Below are 18,193 nucleotides of genomic sequence, written 5' to 3'. Positions count from 1 at the left end.
GCTGCCGGTTTTTGCAAAAACCGAACACAGCCCCGATACACCGCTTCGATTAACTCGACTCTCATTAATCCACACAGAATGAGATCGACATCATGCAGACCTCTGATTTATCCACCAAGGCCAGCGTCGGCCTCGGCCTGCGTCGCGGGCTGATGAAAGACCTCCAGGCCGCCCCGACTGGGAGTTTCGACTTTCTCGAAGTTGCCCCGGAAAACTGGATCGGCATCGGCGGTGCCCATGGCGCGGCGTTGCGCGCGTTGGCCGAGCGTTATCCGTTGTCCTGCCACGGCTTGTCCCTGTCGTTGGGCGGGTCGGCGCCGCTGGATGTCGGGTTTTTGCAGGAAGTGCGGGTGTTTCTCGATCACTACAACGTGCCGCTGTACAGCGAACACCTGAGTTATTGCAGCGATGACGGTCACCTCTACGACCTGCTTCCACTGCCGTTTACCGAAGAGGCGGTGCACCACGTTGCCGCACGAATTCGTCAGTCCCAGGACATTCTCGGCCGGCGGCTGGCGGTGGAAAACGTCTCCTATTACGCCGCGCCCCGGCAGGACATGGACGAACTGACCTTCACCAATGCCGTGCTACGGGAAGCCGATTGCGACCTGTTGCTGGACGTCAACAATGTGTACGTGAACTCGATCAACCACGGTTTTGATCCGCAGGCGTTTCTGGCGGGGATCGATTCCGGGCGGGTGGTGGCGATGCACGTCGCCGGGCATTTCGATGAGTCCGAAACCTTGAAAATCGATACCCACGGCGCGTCGGTGAAACCGGTGGTCTGGTCGTTGCTGGCCGAGGCTTACGCCCGCTTCGGCGCGCAACCGACGCTGCTGGAGCGGGACTTCAACTTCCCGGCGTTCTCGGAACTGGTGGCCGAGTTGCAGACCATTCGCCGCTTGCAAGGTGTGGAGGTGAACCGTGGATAAATCTTCGCTGCATCAGCAACAGGATGCCCTGACCCGATACCTGCGTGATCCCGAGCACTGCGCGCCGCCAGCCGAAATGGACGCTGCGCGGGTGCAGGTTTATCGGGATCTGGTGTTCAACAATGTGTCGTTGCTGCTCAGCGGAACCTTCCCGGTGCTGGTGCGGATTCTAGGGGATGCGGAGTGGCGCGCGCTGGTGCGGATCTTCCTGCGGGACTATCGCGCGCAGACGCCGAAATTCGGTGAGATCGCCCAGGAGTTTGTCGCGTTTCTCGCCGCTGAACCGCCAGGCTTGAGCGATGGGGATTGGCCGCCGTTCATGGTCGAACTGGCGCATTACGAGTGGGTCGAGATGACGTTGCAGCAGTCTGACGACGAGCCATTGCCGATGAGCGATGCCGGGTTGTTGCTGGAGCGACCATTGCAGGTTTCGCCACTGGCCTGGCCGTTGGCGTATGGCTGGCCGGTGCAGCTGTTGGGGCCGGATTACCGGCCTGATGTTGTGCCGGATCAGCCGACGTTGTTGTTGGTTCGACGGACTGAAGACTGGAGCGTCAAGTTCTCTGAGTTGAGTCCTTTGGCGTGGCGGTTGTTGCAGCGGATGGGGGAGTTTCCCGAGCTGGACGGGCGTGCGCAGCTGGAAGGACTCGCGGAGGAGGCCGGTGCTGGCGGGTCTAGCGAGTTCATGGACAACGGCGTGGCGTTGTTGCGGCAGATGCATTCGGAAGGTGTATTAGCCTGATCGTTGATCGTTCCCACGCTCTGCGTGGGAATGCAGCCCGGGACGCTCTGCGTCCCTTCCAGAGCCGAACGCGGAGCGTCCGATGAGGCATTCCCACGCGGAGCGTGGGAACGATCAGGTTAGAGGTCTGGAGTGTGGGAACGATCCGCTCTCAACGAGGTAACTTCAGTTCTGCACATAGCCCGCCGCCTTCACGATTACTCAAGGTCAACGATCCCCCGATCGCCAACGCCAACTGCTGCGCAATCGCTAGTCCCAATCCGGTCCCGCCGGTGCTGCGGTTGCGTGAGTTCTCTACGCGATAAAACGGCTCCATCACCTGGGCCAATTCCTCTTCGGCAATCCCCGGCCCACGGTCCATGACCTTCACCGACAAGCTGCCATCGGTTTTTGCTTCGACCTGCAACTCCGCAGCCCCGGCGAATTTCAGGGCGTTGTCGGTCAGGTTCACCAGCACCCGGCGCAAGGCGTGGGGGCGGGTGTCGATCACGGCGGCGCTTTTGCCGCTCAGTTGCACGTCCTTGCCCATGTCCTGGTAGTCGAACACCAGGCTGTCGAGAAACGAATCCAGATCCGTGCGCCGGCTCTCTTCGGTGGCGCCGTGGATGCTGCGGGCATACGCCACGCCTTCGCGCACCAGGTGCTCCATTTCGCTGAGGTCATTCCACAGTTTGTCTTTCTCGCTGGAATCGTCCATGAACTCGGCGCGCAGTTTCATGCGGGTGATCGGGGTTTGCAGGTCGTGGGAAATCGCCGCCAGCAGTTGCATGCGTTCCTTGAGGTACGCCGCGATCCGCGCCTGCATGGCATTGAACGCCATGGCCGCATGGGCGACTTCGGTCGGGCCTTTTTCGTCCAGGTGCACGGCGTGGGTGTTGGGGTCCAGGGTTTCGACCGCCGTGGCGAGGCGGGTGAGAGGGCGGATGGCGATCCGCACGGCGAGCCAGGTGCAGGCGAGCATCAGCGCCAATTGCCCCAGCAACGCGATCGGCAGCCACGGCGACAACGGCACCATGGCCGGCCGCACGTCGATGGTCACCGGGCTGCCGTCCGCCAGTTTCAGGTGCACCTGGAAGTGTTTCTGCGGACCGGGGATGTCGGTCACGGTCATCGGGTAATCCTTGCCGATGGCATCCTTGATCGAGGTCACCGCGATGGGTGTGTCACGCATGGCCGTACCGGGCGAACCGTCGTCCAGCAGATAGCGGTAATTACGCCGCTCCAGTTGCTGCAGCCAGCCCGCGCGTTCTTCCGCCGGCAAGCGGTCGAGGATGGCAATGGAGGTCGAGACGTCGGTTTCCAGGTTGCCGAGCATGGTGTTTTTCGCGCTTTCGTAACGCTCGTAATACTGCGCGCCGAAGGACAGTGCCTGGGCGAGGATCAGGCCGATCAAAAAGATCAGCGACAGCCGTGAAGCGAGGGTGCGCGGCCAGTGCATCGCGAGATTCATGCGGGCGCTCCTTGTACTTCGACCGGCAGGGAAAACACATAACCCTCGCTGCGTACGGTCTTGATATAGGCCGGCTCCCGCGCATCGTCGAGCAAGCGCTGACGCAAGCGGCTGACCAGCAAGTCGATGGAGCGGTCGAACAGATCGGCGTCGCGGCCTTGGGTCAGGTTCAGTAACTGATCGCGATTGAGCACCCGTTGCGGATGATCGAGGAACACCCGCAACAAGCGATATTCCGCGCCGCTGAGGGCGACCATGGTGCCATCGGTGTCGAGCAGATGCCGGGCCGACGTGTCCAGGCGCCAGCGCCCGAAGGCCAGCAGGCGCCCGCTTTCGGTGACCACCAGGTTCGGCGGCAGCATGCGTGTGCGGCGCAGTACGGCGTTGATCCGCGCCAGCAATTCGCGGGCGGCGAAGGGCTTGACCAGGTAATCGTCAGCGCCCATTTCCAGGCCGATGATGCGGTCGGTTTCGTCGTTGCGCGCGGTGAGCATCAGCACCGGCGTGGCTTTGTGTTTGCCGGCGCGCAACTCGCGGCAGAGCATCAGCCCATCGTCGCCGGGCATCATGATGTCGAGCACGATCAGGTCCACCGGCGTGGATTCCAGGAACGAACGCATCTGCCGGCCATCCGCGACGACGGTGGTGCGCAGGCCATTCTTCTTCAGGTAGTTGCCGACCAGCTCCCGAATCTCGCGGTCATCGTCGACGATGAGAATGTGATCGACATGTTCCATGGGGCCAAACCTCTATCAATGGGGGATGTCGCGCAGTCTATCGAGCCTTGGCCCGTTCGCCCGCTGCCCTTTGTATTGCAGTGTATCTGGCCTGTCGACGGATACACGCAGACGCAAAAACGCGATTTTTTCGGGGTTTTGTATCGCTGTGTATCGGGCGGCGGCTTTGATACGTAACGATTTACTCAGGGGTTTTCCCGACACAGACGGGATACCTCGCAGGCTTCTAATGGGTCCCATCGAGGCAAACCAACCCGCCTCGGACCCACTAATCATTGAAGCCTTGAGGAAACCGCCATGAACACCAAAGCCATCTACGCCGCTTGCCTGTTTGCCGCCCTGAACATCTGCACCTTGTCGGCCCGTGCCGAAGCCGATGTGACCCCGAAAACCTACACCTACGGCACGCATCTGGACATCCAGAAAGTCGTGTCGCTGACACAGGACACCGCGCCTTCCTGCGGGATTGTGAATGCCCGGCTGACCTACCTCGATTCCCAGGGCAAAACCCAGGCGCTGGATTACAGCAAGTTTTCCGATGACTGCCACGAAGGTAGCTGAGTCCCTCTCTGAATCCCACTTTGAAACAGGAAGACCATCATGAACAACGTGACGCGTTACTTGACCGCCGTAGCCTTCTCCGTTGCCGGCGCTGCCGCCCATGCCAATTCTGCGGTTGAAAAGAATGCCTGTGGCAGTGCCACTTGCTTTCAACTGACCCCGGTGGAGAAGGGCGCTGCGGCGCTGGCGGAGAACGGTTCCAGCCGCACGCCCCAGGGGCAATTGCTGGAGCGCCAGACGGCTTGACTCGGTTTTTGCCGTGGTCCCCGCCCCCCCCTGTAGCAGCGAAGCTTGCTCGCGAAGAGGCCGGCACATCCAACATCAATGTCGCCTGACACACCGCCTTCGCGAGCAAGCTTCGCTCCTACAGGGATAGCGTTGTTTCGTTGAACACCTTTTCAGGAATCCCCCCATGTTTCTCATCGCATTCCTGGGCGGCATTTTGACCGTCCTCAGCCCTTGTATCCTTCCGGTCGTGCCGTTCCTGTTCGCCGGTGTCGAGCGCACCCGCTCTTCGATCCTGCTCACCCTCGGCGGGATGGTCCTGACCTTCGCCCTGATTTCCAGCCTGGCTGTGGTCAGCAGTGAATGGGTGGTCCAGGCCAACAACACCGGTCGCCACGTGGCTCTGATCGTGATGGCGCTGTTCGCCCTGTCGCTGATTTCCGCCCGCATCGGCGGCTGGCTGGCGCGTCCGTTCGTGCTGTTGGGCAATCGCCTCGACCCGAACACCCGCAAAATGTCCGGCCCGCTCGGCTCGCTGATGATCGGTGTCGCCACCGGTCTGCTCTGGGCGCCGTGTGCCGGGCCGATCCTCGGCGTGATTCTCACCGGCGCCATGCTGCAAGGCGCCAACGCGCAAACCAGTCTGTTGCTGGTGGCTTACGGCCTCGGCAGCGCCTTGTCCCTGGGCACCTTGATCTTTGCCGGTCGCGGGTTGGTCAATCGCTTGAAAGCGTCGATCCCGGTTACCGGTTGGTTGCGCCGTGGCGCGGGTGTTGCCGTACTGGCGGCGGCCGCCGTGATCTCCACCGGCGCCGACAAAACCCTGCTGGCCGGCACCTCGTCCGAGGGCGTCAGCAGCGTCGAGCAAGGGCTGTTGGAAAACGTACCAAAAGTGGTCGATTACTTCGTCAGTAAGGTCAAGGCCGACACGTCCATGGACAACGCCAAAGGCGCAATGCCCTCGCTCGACGGCGCAGTGCAATGGTTGAACTCGCCGGCCCTGACCAGCGAATCCCTCAAAGGCAAAGTGGTGCTGATCGACTTCTGGACCTACGACTGCATCAACTGCCAGCACACCTTGCCCTACGTGAAGGACTGGGCGAAGAAGTACGAGAAGGACGGCCTGGTGGTGATCGGCGTGCACACCCCGGAATACGGCTTTGAGCGGATCATCGATAACGTCAAGGATCAGGTGAAGAAACTCGGCATCACCTACCCGGTGGCCATCGACAACAACTACGCGATCTGGCGCAACTTCGACAACCAGTACTGGCCCGCCCACTACCTGATCGACGCCAAGGGCCAAGTGCGTTACACCCACTTTGGCGAGGGGCGCTACGACACTCAGGAGCAGATGATCCAGCAGCTGTTGCAAGAGGCCAAGGCACCGGCCGCGTAAGCCTTCAAATCAATGGCTCACAGGTCTTGCACCATGAGCCATTGTTGTTTGTCCCAGGCCTGGAAATTGTCCAGGACCGTCCAGCCACGTTTGGCGTAGTAGTCGTGCTTGTCCTGGGTGTGCAGGTAGATTCGCGCCACACCCTTGGCTTTCGCTTCAGCGCAAATCCCTTCGATCAAACGCTCCGCCAGCCCCTGGCCTCGCGCCTCGGGGCTGACAAATACACAGGCCAGCCACGGACCGAGATCCGCTCGAAGGGCCAGGTCGGCCCTGGCCAGTGCGGCACCGCCCAACAGTTGATCCCCCTTCAGCGCAATCAGGCATTGCCAGTCGCTATTGTGTTGACCGTCAGCAAACTCCCGCTGCCAATCCGCCAAGGGCTGTGAGGCGTATTCGTAATCGAATTGCCGATGAATCCACGCGGCGAAGGTGTCACTGTGTTGCGGGTGATGGGTGAGCCAGTCCAGGCGGGGCATGGGTTGATTCCTTTCGAAGGGGGCCCCATAAGAGCCGATTTCAGGGCGGACAGGCAATCCCGGGTTTTGCATCAACCACGGCCTGATGACGCCGCCACGCCGCTGGCGGTGCGCCAAACTCGCGGCGAAACGCGCGACTGAATGCCGTGTCGGTCTGATAACCCACTTCCTCGGCAATCCGTGCCAATGAGGTGTTACTGCGGCGTAACAGGTTGGCGGCGAGCAACATCCGCCATTGGGTCAGGTACTGCATCGGCGAGCTGCCGACCAGTTGCTGGAAACGCTCGGCGAGGACCGACCTTGAGGTGCAGGCGGTGCGTGCCAGTTCTTCCAGGGTCCAGCAATGACCGGGGTTCTTGTGCAATGCGTTGAGGGCGCCGCCGACGATCCGGTCGCCGACGCCCGCCAGCCAACCGGTGCGACCTTCGGCCTGCTCGTTCATGTACAGGCGCAACACCTCGATGAACAGCACCTCGGCCAGTTTCGCCAGCACCCCTTCGCCGCCGGGCCTGGGCGATCGCGCCTCGGCGAGGGCGTAGCGCACCGACGATTCCAACCACATTCCGGCATTCGAACCGCGCACATTGACCCTGATCACCGCCGGCAACCCTGTCAGCAACATGCCGGCCAACCGCGTGTCGCACGCCAGGTACCCGCACACCAGACGCGTCACGCCACCGCCACCGCCATAGCTCAATTGCCGCGGACGGCGCGCCAGTACCACGTCCAGCCGTGCCCCCGTGGCCGGCGGAACGCCCGGTCTCGAACACATGCGATGGGCATCGCCCTGAGGGAAAACCACCACGTCGCCGGCATTCAGCAGCAGCGGCGGATCATCACCCAACTCGACGTAACACTCGCCTTCGGTAATCAGGTGGAAGATCACCACCCGCTCGGCGCCGGGCTCCAGAAATGGCGCGGCGGTATCGGCGCTCGGCGACTGGTAGCACCAGGGCGCGGTGAACCGGGCGTTGATGAAAATCGCGCCGACCAGGTGGACCACACGCAAGGTTTGCGAGAGGGCGTCCATGGTGATTTCTCGTGGGGACGGATGCTGTTAAGTGTGAGCCCGTCGCCGCGCGGCGTGAAACCTCCGGACGATCGGGCAGTGTTGGCCGACGATCGGACAGGACGCCGGCCCGCGCCAGCGCGATAGTGGATGCACGGGGTCACTGCCGGCCCTGTGTCCATAACAAGAAAAGAGAGGTTGCTATGCCGAAGTTCGTCATAGAGCGGGACATTCCGGGCGCCGGAGCACTGTCGGACCGGGATCTGAAAGCCATCTCGCAAAAGTCCTGCCGGGTCTTGCGCGATTTACCTGAAGTGCAATGGCTGCAGAGTTACGTCACCGGCGACAAGATCTACTGCGTGTACATCGCGCCGAACGAAGAGCTCGTCCGGGAACATGCCAGGCAGGGCGGTTTTCCGGCCAACAGCGTTTCACAGGTCATGAACATCATCGATCCCACCACGGCGGAGTAGTTTTCCGTCAGCGCCTGGACTGTGTTTCAACCCGCGAGGGAGCCACACTTCATGAGTACACCCATTGATCTTACTGCCCTGAAAAACCGCCAGATGGCCGCGTGGGCCAGCGGCGACTACGCGGTGATCGGCACCACGCTGCAGATCGTCGGCGAGCAACTGGCCGAAGCCTGTGACCTGCTCTGCGACGAACAGGTGCTGGATGTCGCCGCCGGTAACGGCAACGTCACACTGGCGGCTGCCCGTCGTGGCTGCAAAGTCACCTCCACCGACTATGTCGCCGCGCTGCTCGAACGCGGTGAAGACCGCGCCAGGGCCGAACGGCTGGAAGTCATTTTCCAAGTGGCCGATGCCGAAGCGCTACCGTTCGACGACGCCAGTTTCGACGCGGTGCTGTCGACCTTCGGTGTGATGTTTACGCCGGACCAGGCCAAGGCCGCTGCAGAACTGGCACGGGTCGTTCGCCCCGGCGGTCGCATCGGCCTGGCCAATTGGACGCCCGAAGGCTTTGTCGGGCAGATGTTCAAGATCCTCGGCGGTCACCTGCCACCACCGCCCGGCGCGCAACCGCCATCAAACTGGGGCAATGAAGCCTGGCTGCGCACGCATTTCGATGAGCAGGATTTTCTGACCCAAGTGACGCGCCGGACCTTCAACTTCCGCTACCGCTCGGCCGCCCACTTCATCGACACGTTCCGCAGTTGGTATGGGCCGGTGCACAAGGCGTTTGCGGTGCTGCCGGTAGACGGCGCCATGGCGCTGGAAAGGGACTTTACCGAGTTGCTGAATAGCCTGAATCGGGCCGGCGAGGCGTCGCTGGTGGTGCCGAGTGAATACCTGGAGGTGGTGATCTCACGGCGATAAGGTCCATGTCGGAGCTGGCGAAGGCTGCGATCTTTTGATCTTGATCTTTTTCGGACTTGCTGAAGATCAAGATCAAAAGATCGCAGGCTGCGCCAGCTCCTACAGGGATTGCGGTGGTTTCAGAGGCGTACGGGCGAATCCGTTGGCGCCGGGATGTTCACTTCCACCTTTTTGCCCATGCTGATGCGCGGCTCCACCGCGTAGCCCAGCGACTCATAAAAACTCTTCACGCTTTCGTTCGCGCTGACAATCTGCAGATTGATCTTCATGCAGCCGCGAGCGGTCAATGCCAGTTCAGCGTGGCGTACCAATCGGGCGCCGAGCCCTTGCCGGCGCTGTGCCGGATGCACCGCCACCGAATACAGCCAGCCGCGATGACCGTCGTATCCCGCCAGCACCGTGCCCACGACCCCGTCGTTCGCCAGCGCCACAAAAAACAAGCCGTCGGCGATGGCCAGTTTCTTGTCGATCACCAGGCTTGGGGTGTTGTGCGCGGTTTCGTAGCCGAATGCGGTTTCCCAGAGTTCGATAACCGAGGTGCGGTGGTGTTCGTTGGTGTAATCGACAATCTGCGTCATGGTCAGTCCTTTGAATGCTTGGGGCTGACGCTAACGTTCCATGGCGTGTTTTGTCCACCCGATAGATTGCCCCCCAAAATTGTAGGCGCGAGGCTTGCCCGCGAAGGCGATCTTGAGGGCGCCTTCGCCCGCAAGCCTGGCTCCTGCGCGAAGATGGCCTTTCAACCGGGTGAAATATATCGGGCCAGTTGCCACGAAATCGTGGATGAGCTGCTTTAATCGAAGTTCTGAAAAATCAGGACTCATGCGCAATGGATGCTTCAAACGCCACACCCCTGCAGCACCTGCTCGCCCGTCGGCGCAGTGTCCGGAGTTACGCCGACGAGCCGGTCCCTCTCAGTGCCTTGCTCAACATCCTGTCCGCCGGCCAAGGCCGCACGTCCACGGAAGGCAAACGTGCAGCGCCCTCGGCCCATGCCTTGTATCCGCTGACGCTGGGCGTCGTCGTTCGTCGAGTGGACGGGTTGGCGCCAGGCTTCTACAGGTTCGAACCTGAGTCGGCGCAGCTCAAGCCAGGCGGGCACTGTGTGCAGACCGGGGCGCTGAACGCCGCCGCGCTGGGCGATGAAACGTGGCTGGAAGACGCCGCCGTCGTGGTGGTGATCATCGGCAACCGTGGCCTGGCCATTCAGCACTTTGCCGAACAGCAAGCCGATGGCCTGCGGGGTGCGCGTTATGTTGATTTTGAAGCGGGTGCGGTCGCGCAAAGCATGTATTTGGCGGTGACGGCTGAAGGATTGGGCTCGGTCGTGGTGATGGGGTTCGACGATGCGGCCATGACAAGCGCGCTGGGCCTGGACGAATCCGGTCAACCCGTGGCGCTTTTTTGCGTGGGGCGGCCGGTGGTTTGATCCGCTCCTGCAGTCAATCAGGGTTCGAGCGGCGCTCCATGATGATCGTGCGCTCGGCGCCATGGAATTCATCGCGGACTTTCAGAAAGCCCAACTTCAGGTAAAAGCCTTCAGCGGTAATGGAGGAGGGGACGCGCAGGATATCGATGTTGGCGGCTTGGGCGAAGGATTGCAGCGTGGCCATCAGCTGGCTGCCGAGTCCGGACCCTTGATGCTCTGGGTGGACGAACACGCTGCGGACAACGTCGCGGTCGAGGCTGGCGGTGGCTACGACCTGATGGTCAATGGTCGCCACGAATACCTGGCGTTGGCCGAGCAAGGCGAGGATGGACTGGGGAGCGAAGTTTTTCTCCACCTGGGCGATGACGTCGGGCGGGTAGTCCCGGGCATTGGACTGGCGCAGGGACTGGATGATGACCTGGCTGATGGCGGCTGCATCTTGCGCGGTTGCACGTCGAATCGGGTTGTTCACGTTCTCACTGCTCCTTGTGAAAGATTTCCTGCTGACCTCCTACGGTACGTCCGTGATCTGCGCCCCCCGTGCTTGCAGCAATTCGCGCAGGACCGAACGGTGGCAATGCGCCTCATCCTCGCAATAACACCCCACCGCCAGCGCCGTTTGATGAGACAACGCCGCCAACAAATCCAGCAGGTGACTGGGTGCAGGCTGGTTCATCTCGGCCTTGAACTTGCGCTTGAACGCGTCCCAAGCCTTGGCGTCCTGCGCCGTTTGGGCTTGGGCAACCAGTTCCGGGCTGGGCGACAGCAGGGGCTGCCAGACATCATAAAAATCACGGCTGGCAAACTCGGCTTTAGGTACGCCCCGAGGCGGGCGGCGCACCGTGCCGATGCGCAGGCCTTCATCGGGCCTGCGTGGCGAGCCAAGCCGCACGATGCTGATGGCCATGGACGGTTACTTGTGCCGCGAACCGTCAAACCACTCCATCGCCGTGCGCCAGATGCAGATGCCCAGGAAGTACGCCGACATCAGCAGCCAAAGCCCCATCACCATCGGGTTGATCACCGGATGGTTGACCACCAGCGACAAACTGCAGAGCAGCCAGATGGCGGTCACGGCAATGTTGATTGGCATGAACTTGCGCACGCGGAACGGGTGCAGGAACTTCATGCGGGTCACGGTCAGCAGGGCCAGGCCGATGACGGTGAGCAGCGTCACCCACGGCGACGGGCCAATGATGTACAGGCACAACGCGACCACGTTCCACGCGGCGGGGAAACCCTGGAAGTAGTTGTCCTTGCTTTTCATGTTGACGTTGCAGAAGCAGAACAGCGACGAGACCAGGATCAGCGACACGGTCAGCAGCAGCGTGTAGTCCGGCAACGGAATGTAGCGATAGATGAACAGCGCCGGGATGAACACGTAGGTCAGGTAGTCGATGACCAGGTCAAGGATCGAGCCGTCGAAACTCGGCAGCACCGATTGCACGTTGACCTTGCGTGCCAGCGCGCCGTCGAGGCCGTCGACGATCAGCGCCACGCCCAGCCACAGCAGGCAATGGGTGGCCTGGTTTTCCAGCAGCGCGAGGGTGGCCAGGAAGGCTGTGACCACGCCAGTCGCGGTAAAGCCATGGGCGCCCCATGCTTTGAGCCTGGCAATGTGTAGGGTTGATATCACGGGGGCGTTCTCCAAAAAGTGAAGCAAGCCAGTCAGCACCCTTCTATTGGGGGCGTCGGCAAACCGGGTCGGGTTGCAGGTATCGACCGGGAATCCGGGGATAAGGTTCACCACCTATGAATCTTAGCTGTGCTGTGGGAAAAAAACCCCGGTAAATCTGCATGGCTGAAGACTTAATGAAGACTCTGTTGCCACAGGTCTATAACGCTTTGCTCATGAACACCCGGCTGGTGCCCTCAGGCAGGCACGGCACTTCGCCGAATCGCTGCCAGCCCTGCTTCTCGTAAAACGCCGGGGCTTGAAAACTCAAGGTGTAGAGCACCGCGGAGCGACACCCACGCCGGCGGCCTTCGTCTTCGTAGGTTTTGAGCAGTCGAGCGCCCAGCCCGGAGCCGCGCACCGACTCGGGCAAGTAGAACAAATCGAGAAACAGCAGGCCCAGCGACGTGCGCCCGGTAATCCCGCCCAGCACCTGTTGGGTCTCTGGATCGCGAACCGTCACCGCCAGCGCCTGCCAGTCGCTGATCCCGGTGGCCTGTTCATTGAAGGCACTGAGCCCGGCACTGAGCAGGTGCTCGACTTCGGGTTCGATCACGTCGCTGACGACGATTTGATGCGGTTCCATGGCGCGGGTGATCCTCTGGGTGGCGGGTTAGCGAGGGAAGAACACTCGCAGCCGATGGTCATCGGGGTCAAGCGCGACGAAAGTGCGGCCGAAATCCAGCTCGGTCGGTGGTTGCAGGATGCTCAGGCCCAGGCTCGACCATTGGCCGAACAGCGCGTCGACTTCTTCGGCCGATTCCACGGGGAATGCCAGCTCCATGCCGCCGCCGGTCACGCCCACGGCAGGCTCGGCGGTGTGCCGCGACCAGAGTCCCAGTTTGTAGCCGTCCTCCAGCACAAACAGGGCGAAGGTCGGGGATTCTTCCACGGGTTTGCGGCCCAGCAGGAACTCATAGAACCGGGCACTGACGGCAGGGTTCTCGACAAAAAGTAGCCAATAACGAGGCGTGATCATGGGGCGGCTCCGAAGGATGTGGCACGCAGCATAAAAGGCTGCACTGTCAGTTTCTGTCAGGAGCGTGTGCCCTCGGGTGTTGTGCCTGTTCAAGTCGGCCAAACGGGGTTGGCGCAATGGCCGGCGAGGACTATCGTTGCCTGACTGAGTTACACCCATAAGAGAGGTCGTCGTCATGAACACCAGCGATTTGCTCGAACAACTTTTGCGCGCCGGCCAAGGCTCGATGGCGCAGCAGGGCGGCGGTGGCGCGCTATCCCAGGGCGGCCAGGGCGGCCTGGGCGGTCTTGGCGGTCTTGGCGGATTGCTCGGTGGCCTGTTGGGCGGCGGCGCCGGGGCAGGGGCCGGCGGTGGCGGGTTGGGTGGCTTGCTCGGTGGTTTGCTGGGCGGCGGCTCTGCCTTGGGCGGCTCGACCCGAACCCGTTCTTCGGGTGGCACCAATTACGCGGCGCTGGCGTCCCTCGGGATGATGGCGTTCCAGGCCTATCAAGCCTGGCAACGCAGCCAGGCCTCGGCGCCGCAACAGGCACCACGCACGGTGGACCTGCTGTCCGGCCCGGAAGTCGAGGACCACAGCCACGCGGTGCTGCGCGCACTGATCGCGGCGGCCAAGGCTGATGGCCGGATCGATGCCAACGAGAAACAGATGATCAGCAGCGAAATCGGCCGCCACACCGATGATCCGCAATTGCAGCAATGGCTCGACGATGAAGTCGCCCGGCCATTGGACGCCGCCGATGTGGCGCGGTCAGCCACGGACCCGGCCATCGCCGCGGAAATGTACCTGGCCAGCGTGATGGTGGTGGATGATCAGCAAGACGCCGAGCGCAGTTATCTGGATGAACTGGCGGCGGCGCTGAAGATTGAGCCCGAGTTGCAGGTGCATCTGGAGCAGCAGGCCAAGGGTGGCGCGGTGTAGCGTCGGGCATAAACCTTGTGGCGAGGGAGCAAGCTCCCTCGCCACAAGGTTATGAACAAATCATCGCTGCCGGGTCATTCGATCCCTTAGAATCGCGCCTCGGTCGAGAAACGGTTCAGGGAAGCAGTGAATGACACTCAAGGTATTGGTGATCGGTGGTTACGGAAACTTCGGCAGCATCGTGTGTCGGCATTTGGCGGTGATGCCGGGCATCGATCTGGTGATCTCCGGGCGTGACCCGCGCAAGTTGTCGGCCCAGGTCGATGCATTAAAAGCCCAGTCAGGCAAAACCTGCGAAGGCTGGTGCGGCGATGCGATGGGCGCGGGTTTCAAATCCGCCCTGGAGTCACTGGGCATTCAACTGGTGATCCACACTGGCGGACCGTTCCAGGGGCAATCCTATGCCGTTGCCGAGACCTGCATCGACGCCGCGGTCAATTACTGCGATCTCTCGGACTGCCGCACCTTCGTCAACGCCATCGGCGTGCTGGATGCCCGTGCAAAAAGCGCCGGCGTGGCAATTCTCAGTGGCTGCAGCTCGGTGCCGACGCTGTCGTCCGCCATCATCGATCAGCACCGCTCGCGGTTCAAACGTATCGATTTGATCGAGCACGGCATTTCCTCCTCGGCCAAGATGCCCGGGCTGTCCACGATCACCGGGGTGCTGGCCTACGCTGGCAAACCGATCAAACAGCTCAAGAACGGCCAGGTGCACGAAGTGTTCGGCTGGCAGGACCTGACCCTGCGCAAGATGCCGCAGATGGGCACGCGGGTACTGGCCAATGTCGACGTGCCGGACATGGACATCTTCGCCAGCCGCTACGGCGCGCAGACCTTGCGGTTCAAGGCCGGCGCGGGGCTCAAGCTCGGTAATGTCGCCACCTTCCTGCTGGCCCAGGCCCTGCGCACCGGGCTGGTTCGCGACCACGAGCGCTGGGCCGCGCGCCTGCATCGCTGGGGCAGCGGGTTCGAGCGGTTTGGCGATGGCAAAAGTGCGATGTACATCGACGTCGTGGGCGACGGCATGGACGACAAGCCGTTGTCCCTGACCGTGCAACTCACGGCGTTCAACGACAAGGGACCAGAGATCCCCAGCTGCGCCGCCGTCGCCCTGGCAGCGAAAATGCTCCAGGGCTACACGCCCGCACCCGGCGCGCGCCCGTGTGTCGGTGAAATCAGCGTCGATGAGTACATGGCCGCCATCAACGACCCGGGCAATCTGCAAATGTCCGTGGTGTTTTCTGACGGGCAGGGCTGATCATGGTGAGCAGGATGACGCCGGGGCAGTGGCTTGAAATGTTGAGCTAAGAACACCGCCAACCCCCCGTAGGAGCCGCCTTCGGCAGCTCCTATAGGAACGTGTCAGGTGCCTTTTTTATTGGTCGCCCTTGGTGTTGTTCTGGATGTCCTGCAGGGCTTGTGTGGTCAGCGAGATGCAGTCTTTTTTGCCCTCCTCGGTGCCTTTGGCCTGTGCTGCCTTCGCCTGTGTCACGGCGTCGTCAATACTGTCTTTCAGATCGGCACTTTGTGCTTCAGTGCTGACTTGAGCCTCCTTGATTTTCTGCAGATTGACCGCGCACAGGTCGTCCGCAGCAAATACCGAAGGTGCCAGCAGTGCAGCGGCGACGAACAATCCAGCAAGTGCAGAACGCTTCATGGAAATCTCCTTAATGGAAAGTTCGGTGCCATGGCTGATGAGCTGTAGCACCGAGGCAGATCAAGCCCTGAAAACAAGGCCTGGAAAATGACTATAGCTAACCGTGGTAAAAAGACCGGTGACGCTCCCCGTCATGTCAGCGAATAAACGCCTGCAAGTCCTCGGTCAGTTTGTGAATCGCCGCTTTGAAATCATTAGTGGTGATCTTCTGGCTCGAGTTCTTTAATTGCTCGCCGAACACCTTGCGCACCACTTTGGCCATGATCTGGTTGTTGCTGGCGTCCACCAGTTCGGCTTCGAGGAACAGTGTGGTGTCCTGGCTGCGATGGCCGGAAGCCGCGCTCACCCCGCCCACCACGGCGGCGACCGGGACCACTTCATACCATTGCATGCCTTCATTGGAGGCCGTGACCCCCGTGATCGCCGCCCGCAGGACCAGGGTTTTCGACCCTGCCGGGGCTTTTTTGGCGCTGGATACGACGCGGTACTTCTGCCCGAGCACACCCTTGGCGCTGTTGGTCATGTAGGTCTGCAATTCTTCCAGGGTGCGCTGGTCGACCCGTTCGTTGGGTTTCGGCTTCGGATAGAGTTCCAGCTTCATGAAGGCCACGCTGTCATAGGCGTTGGGGTTCCATGACGGGCTGACCCAGCGCATGGCTTTCTCGCCGCTGGGGGTGGTCACTTCCTGGAGGTTGTTGTAGTTGGGCAGGAAGCCTGAGTACTGCTCCCGTTCGGTGACCTTTGAAGTACAACCGCCCAGCAAAAGGCTGGCCAGCGCGGCGCCGATAAACACGTTTCGGGACAGGTTCATTGTGGCGGGTGCTCCGTGGGGGAACGCGTTATTTTTTCGATAACGGTAGTTCAAAAACGCCAGGTCATATTGGCGGTCAACGCTTGAATCCAGGCATTGTCGAACTGACCGGAGGTTCGCACGCCTGATACGGATTTGGTCGGGTCCACGGGCCTTGCTGTCATAGGTCACGCCGATGTTCCATAACCACTCACGGCTTGCCTGATTTGCCAAGGTGGACACGATGATGGCCATTTAGTAGCATTTCGCTCTTTTCCATTACGCGAAACGCGTTCAAGGACGATGCATGTCGGTGTTCCACTTCAATTCCACTCGCGCCATCGTCGGCGTCACGCTGCTGGCCGCGCTGCTCAGCGGTTGCAGCGTCAACGGTAACTACACCGACGCCACCGAGCCGGATGCGGCCAAGCTGCGTTTCGTGGCCAATACCGATAATGCGAGCCTCAGCTACTTCGACGCGCAGCATTGCGACGGCCAGACCACCGGCATGCTCAACAACCTGTTTTTGGGCGACACCCCGCGCCGGGTCGGCATGAGCGTCGCGCCGCCAGCCGATGCCCGGGGCTATCTGGAAATCAAGCTCAAGCCTGAGCAGGATGCGTACCTGCGCATCAACACGCAGGTCGGTTACTCCGTGTGCGGCGGCGCGTTCACCCTCAAGCCTGAGCGCAACGCCGAATACGAGTTGAAGTTCAGTTCCGGCAACGGCCAGTGCACCACGTTGCTGCAGCGGGTGGCGCGGGTCGATGGCAAAGATGTCCGCACGCCTTTGGTCATCGAGCACAAGGGGCTGCCGGCCTGTGACGGGCGCAACCCGTTGTTCGTGAAACTGCCGGACCCGCTGCCGGACACGCCGCAACGCGTGACCTGGATCAACCAGATCATCGACAGTTCGGTCATTCCGGTGATGAAGCCTGACCCGATCAAGGATGCTGACAATCGCTCGTCCCCGGAAAAACTCGACAAACTGATTGCCGAACGCCAGGGCAAACTGGGCTTTACCCTGCCGGACGACTATTGGACGCTGTATCGCCAGAACCTGATCGCCTTCGACAACGAAGCCGTGCAAAACAAAACCGAGACGCTCAAGCGCTACACCGCTGAATACCGCCTGCGTCTGCAACGACTCGACGATAAACAACTGGAAGACTGGGCAAAGCCCGAAGACAAATCGGCCAAGCCTGCCAACAAGGCCGCGTTCGAAGAGTACAAATCGATGGCGATGTTTTACTTCCAGGCGCAGAAAAGTGTTCTGGTCGACACCATCAACCATCACCTCGACCGGATGGCGCAGATGGACCGCGAGTATCAGGTATGTGAGCGGTATTCTGGGTGTTGGAAGCGTTGAGGCACTGAACACTCAAGCGTCGCGCAACAGGTCGTTGGCGTTGAGCAGCTCGTAGGCAATCTCCGGGCGCTTTTCCAGACTGCGGCGAATGGCTGCGGGGATGGCGGCGCGGGTCTTGCGGCACAGGCCCGGCAGATCCTCGATCTGAATGCCGATCCCGCGCATGGTCCGCACTTCGTTGAAGCTGGGGGTCAATGCCACGCGAATCCCCAAGCGCTCGTGCATCAGCGCTTGCAGGTGCGCCAGGTCGGCGAGGTCCTTGAGGTTTTCCAGACGTTCGAGCAGGCGCTTTTCTTCCTGGCGGGTCAGGAACAGGATGCGCACATCCGCGCCGGGTGTTTCCAGCAACGGGTCACGCCCGCAAATGCAGGCGCCGGGTGGGCAGGGGGAGCGGATCGGGGCCGGGGTCGTCATGGCCTCAATCATAGAGGCCGGCGAGCGGTTTTGCCCAGCGTGTTCCAGTGCGGTCCAAGGGCAGGCGTCCAAGCGAGCCTGCCCCTGTTACTC

Annotated in this window: 24 protein-coding genes; 11 read left to right on the top strand and 13 right to left on the bottom strand. The window is 61.5% G+C overall.

Annotated features, from left to right (window positions below; all coding sequences use genetic code 11):
- Positions 1–92 precede the first annotated feature (92 nt).
- Together HKK52_RS08020 and HKK52_RS08015 are read left to right on the top strand one after the other, a co-directional pair.
- The gene (locus HKK52_RS08020; RefSeq protein ID WP_169370355.1) at positions 93–932 is read left to right on the top strand and encodes an HvfB family MNIO-type RiPP peptide maturase; all 840 of its coding nucleotides are present in this window, start codon (positions 93–95) and stop codon (positions 930–932) included.
- Positions 925–1,674 (top strand): HvfC family RiPP maturation protein, encoded by a 750-nt coding sequence (locus tag HKK52_RS08015; RefSeq protein ID WP_169370354.1) that lies wholly within the window; start codon positions 925–927, stop codon positions 1,672–1,674. The genes HKK52_RS08020 and HKK52_RS08015 overlap by 8 nt, the downstream gene beginning before the upstream one ends.
- Positions 1,675–1,825: 151 nt before the next feature.
- Here the strand turns inward: HKK52_RS08015 and HKK52_RS08010 are convergent, their stop codons facing one another.
- Entirely contained in the window at positions 1,826–3,124 is a 1,299-nt protein-coding gene (locus tag HKK52_RS08010; RefSeq protein WP_169370353.1) for an ATP-binding protein, read from the bottom strand.
- Positions 3,121–3,861 (bottom strand): response regulator, encoded by a 741-nt coding sequence (locus tag HKK52_RS08005; protein ID WP_169370352.1) that lies wholly within the window; start codon positions 3,859–3,861, stop codon positions 3,121–3,123. The genes HKK52_RS08010 and HKK52_RS08005 overlap by 4 nt, the downstream gene beginning before the upstream one ends.
- Positions 3,862–4,158: 297 nt before the next feature.
- On the opposite strand from HKK52_RS08005, the gene HKK52_RS08000 reads away from it, so the two are divergent.
- The 3 genes from HKK52_RS08000 (at position 4,159) to HKK52_RS07990 (ending at position 6,046) form a co-directional block, all read left to right on the top strand.
- Positions 4,159–4,422 (top strand): DUF2790 domain-containing protein, encoded by a 264-nt coding sequence (locus tag HKK52_RS08000; protein WP_133835903.1) that lies wholly within the window; start codon positions 4,159–4,161, stop codon positions 4,420–4,422.
- A gap of 39 nt (positions 4,423–4,461) precedes the next feature.
- Positions 4,462–4,668, top strand: a complete 207-nt coding sequence (locus HKK52_RS07995; protein WP_169370351.1) for a hypothetical protein — start codon at positions 4,462–4,464, stop codon at positions 4,666–4,668.
- Between the two features lie 166 nt (positions 4,669–4,834).
- A complete protein-coding gene (locus HKK52_RS07990) occupies positions 4,835–6,046 on the top strand; it encodes a cytochrome c biogenesis protein DipZ (RefSeq protein WP_169370350.1) in 1,212 nt (403 codons plus the stop codon).
- A gap of 17 nt (positions 6,047–6,063) precedes the next feature.
- On the opposite strand, the gene HKK52_RS07985 is transcribed toward HKK52_RS07990, so the two are convergent.
- Both HKK52_RS07985 and HKK52_RS07980 read right to left on the bottom strand, forming a co-directional pair.
- Complete coding sequence (locus HKK52_RS07985) at positions 6,064–6,522, bottom strand: GNAT family N-acetyltransferase (RefSeq protein WP_169370349.1); 459 nt, start codon at positions 6,520–6,522, stop codon at positions 6,064–6,066.
- A gap of 40 nt (positions 6,523–6,562) precedes the next feature.
- On the bottom strand, positions 6,563–7,552 hold the full coding sequence (locus HKK52_RS07980) for an AraC family transcriptional regulator (RefSeq protein ID WP_169370348.1): 990 nt from the start codon (positions 7,550–7,552) through the stop codon (positions 6,563–6,565).
- A 182-nt stretch (positions 7,553–7,734) separates the two neighbouring features.
- Here HKK52_RS07980 and HKK52_RS07975 point away from each other — a divergent pair, with 182 nt between their 5' ends.
- Together HKK52_RS07975 and HKK52_RS07970 are read left to right on the top strand one after the other, a co-directional pair.
- The gene (locus tag HKK52_RS07975; protein ID WP_169370347.1) at positions 7,735–8,004 is read left to right on the top strand and encodes a DUF4242 domain-containing protein; all 270 of its coding nucleotides are present in this window, start codon (positions 7,735–7,737) and stop codon (positions 8,002–8,004) included.
- A gap of 51 nt (positions 8,005–8,055) precedes the next feature.
- Positions 8,056–8,868, top strand: coding sequence for a class I SAM-dependent methyltransferase (locus HKK52_RS07970; RefSeq protein WP_169370346.1), 813 nt, complete (start codon positions 8,056–8,058; stop codon positions 8,866–8,868).
- A gap of 119 nt (positions 8,869–8,987) precedes the next feature.
- Here the strand turns inward: HKK52_RS07970 and HKK52_RS07965 are convergent, their stop codons facing one another.
- Positions 8,988–9,446, bottom strand: coding sequence for a GNAT family acetyltransferase (locus tag HKK52_RS07965; protein ID WP_169370345.1), 459 nt, complete (start codon positions 9,444–9,446; stop codon positions 8,988–8,990).
- Positions 9,447–9,697: 251 nt separating this feature from the next.
- On the opposite strand from HKK52_RS07965, the gene HKK52_RS07960 reads away from it, so the two are divergent.
- Positions 9,698–10,297 (top strand): SagB/ThcOx family dehydrogenase, encoded by a 600-nt coding sequence (locus HKK52_RS07960; RefSeq protein ID WP_169370344.1) that lies wholly within the window; start codon positions 9,698–9,700, stop codon positions 10,295–10,297.
- 13 nt (positions 10,298–10,310) lie between these two features.
- Here the strand turns inward: HKK52_RS07960 and HKK52_RS07955 are convergent, their stop codons facing one another.
- From HKK52_RS07955 to HKK52_RS07935, 5 genes are all read right to left on the bottom strand, one after another.
- Entirely contained in the window at positions 10,311–10,769 is a 459-nt protein-coding gene (locus HKK52_RS07955; RefSeq protein WP_169370343.1) for a GNAT family N-acetyltransferase, read from the bottom strand.
- A gap of 39 nt (positions 10,770–10,808) precedes the next feature.
- Complete coding sequence (locus tag HKK52_RS07950; RefSeq protein WP_169370342.1) at positions 10,809–11,204, bottom strand: DUF488 domain-containing protein; 396 nt, start codon at positions 11,202–11,204, stop codon at positions 10,809–10,811.
- Between the two features lie 6 nt (positions 11,205–11,210).
- Positions 11,211–11,933: a phosphatidylcholine synthase gene (gene pcsA, locus HKK52_RS07945; RefSeq protein ID WP_169370341.1), complete on the bottom strand. Its 723-nt coding sequence runs from the start codon at positions 11,931–11,933 to the stop codon at positions 11,211–11,213.
- A 199-nt stretch (positions 11,934–12,132) separates the two neighbouring features.
- The gene (locus HKK52_RS07940) at positions 12,133–12,558 is read right to left on the bottom strand and encodes a GNAT family N-acetyltransferase (protein ID WP_169370340.1); all 426 of its coding nucleotides are present in this window, start codon (positions 12,556–12,558) and stop codon (positions 12,133–12,135) included.
- A 27-nt stretch (positions 12,559–12,585) separates the two neighbouring features.
- A complete protein-coding gene (locus tag HKK52_RS07935) occupies positions 12,586–12,951 on the bottom strand; it encodes a VOC family protein (protein WP_169370339.1) in 366 nt (121 codons plus the stop codon).
- A 175-nt stretch (positions 12,952–13,126) separates the two neighbouring features.
- Between HKK52_RS07935 and HKK52_RS07930 the strand changes: the two genes are divergently transcribed.
- Positions 13,127–13,870, top strand: coding sequence for a tellurite resistance TerB family protein (locus HKK52_RS07930; RefSeq protein ID WP_169370338.1), 744 nt, complete (start codon positions 13,127–13,129; stop codon positions 13,868–13,870).
- A 130-nt stretch (positions 13,871–14,000) separates the two neighbouring features.
- Positions 14,001–15,128 carry a saccharopine dehydrogenase family protein gene (locus tag HKK52_RS07925; protein WP_169370337.1) on the top strand — a complete coding sequence of 376 codons (1,128 nt, stop codon included), beginning with the start codon at positions 14,001–14,003 and terminating at the stop codon, positions 15,126–15,128.
- A 117-nt stretch (positions 15,129–15,245) separates the two neighbouring features.
- On the opposite strand, the gene HKK52_RS07920 is transcribed toward HKK52_RS07925, so the two are convergent.
- Positions 15,246–15,527: a hypothetical protein gene (locus HKK52_RS07920; RefSeq protein ID WP_169370336.1), complete on the bottom strand. Its 282-nt coding sequence runs from the start codon at positions 15,525–15,527 to the stop codon at positions 15,246–15,248.
- A 136-nt stretch (positions 15,528–15,663) separates the two neighbouring features.
- Positions 15,664–16,338 carry a DUF3313 domain-containing protein gene (locus HKK52_RS07915; protein WP_169370335.1) on the bottom strand — a complete coding sequence of 225 codons (675 nt, stop codon included), beginning with the start codon at positions 16,336–16,338 and terminating at the stop codon, positions 15,664–15,666.
- A 286-nt stretch (positions 16,339–16,624) separates the two neighbouring features.
- Between HKK52_RS07915 and HKK52_RS07910 the strand changes: the two genes are divergently transcribed.
- On the top strand, positions 16,625–17,686 hold the full coding sequence (locus HKK52_RS07910) for a hypothetical protein (RefSeq protein ID WP_169370334.1): 1,062 nt from the start codon (positions 16,625–16,627) through the stop codon (positions 17,684–17,686).
- A 12-nt stretch (positions 17,687–17,698) separates the two neighbouring features.
- Here the strand turns inward: HKK52_RS07910 and HKK52_RS07905 are convergent, their stop codons facing one another.
- Entirely contained in the window at positions 17,699–18,100 is a 402-nt protein-coding gene (locus HKK52_RS07905; protein WP_169370333.1) for a hypothetical protein, read from the bottom strand.
- Positions 18,101–18,193: the final 93 nt, after the last annotated feature.

The organism is Pseudomonas sp. ADAK2, assembly GCF_012935755.1.
Classification (GTDB): Bacteria; Pseudomonadota; Gammaproteobacteria; order Pseudomonadales; family Pseudomonadaceae; genus Aquipseudomonas.
Note: the sequence above shows the minus strand (reverse complement) of the source record. Positions and strands in the feature narration are given on the sequence as shown.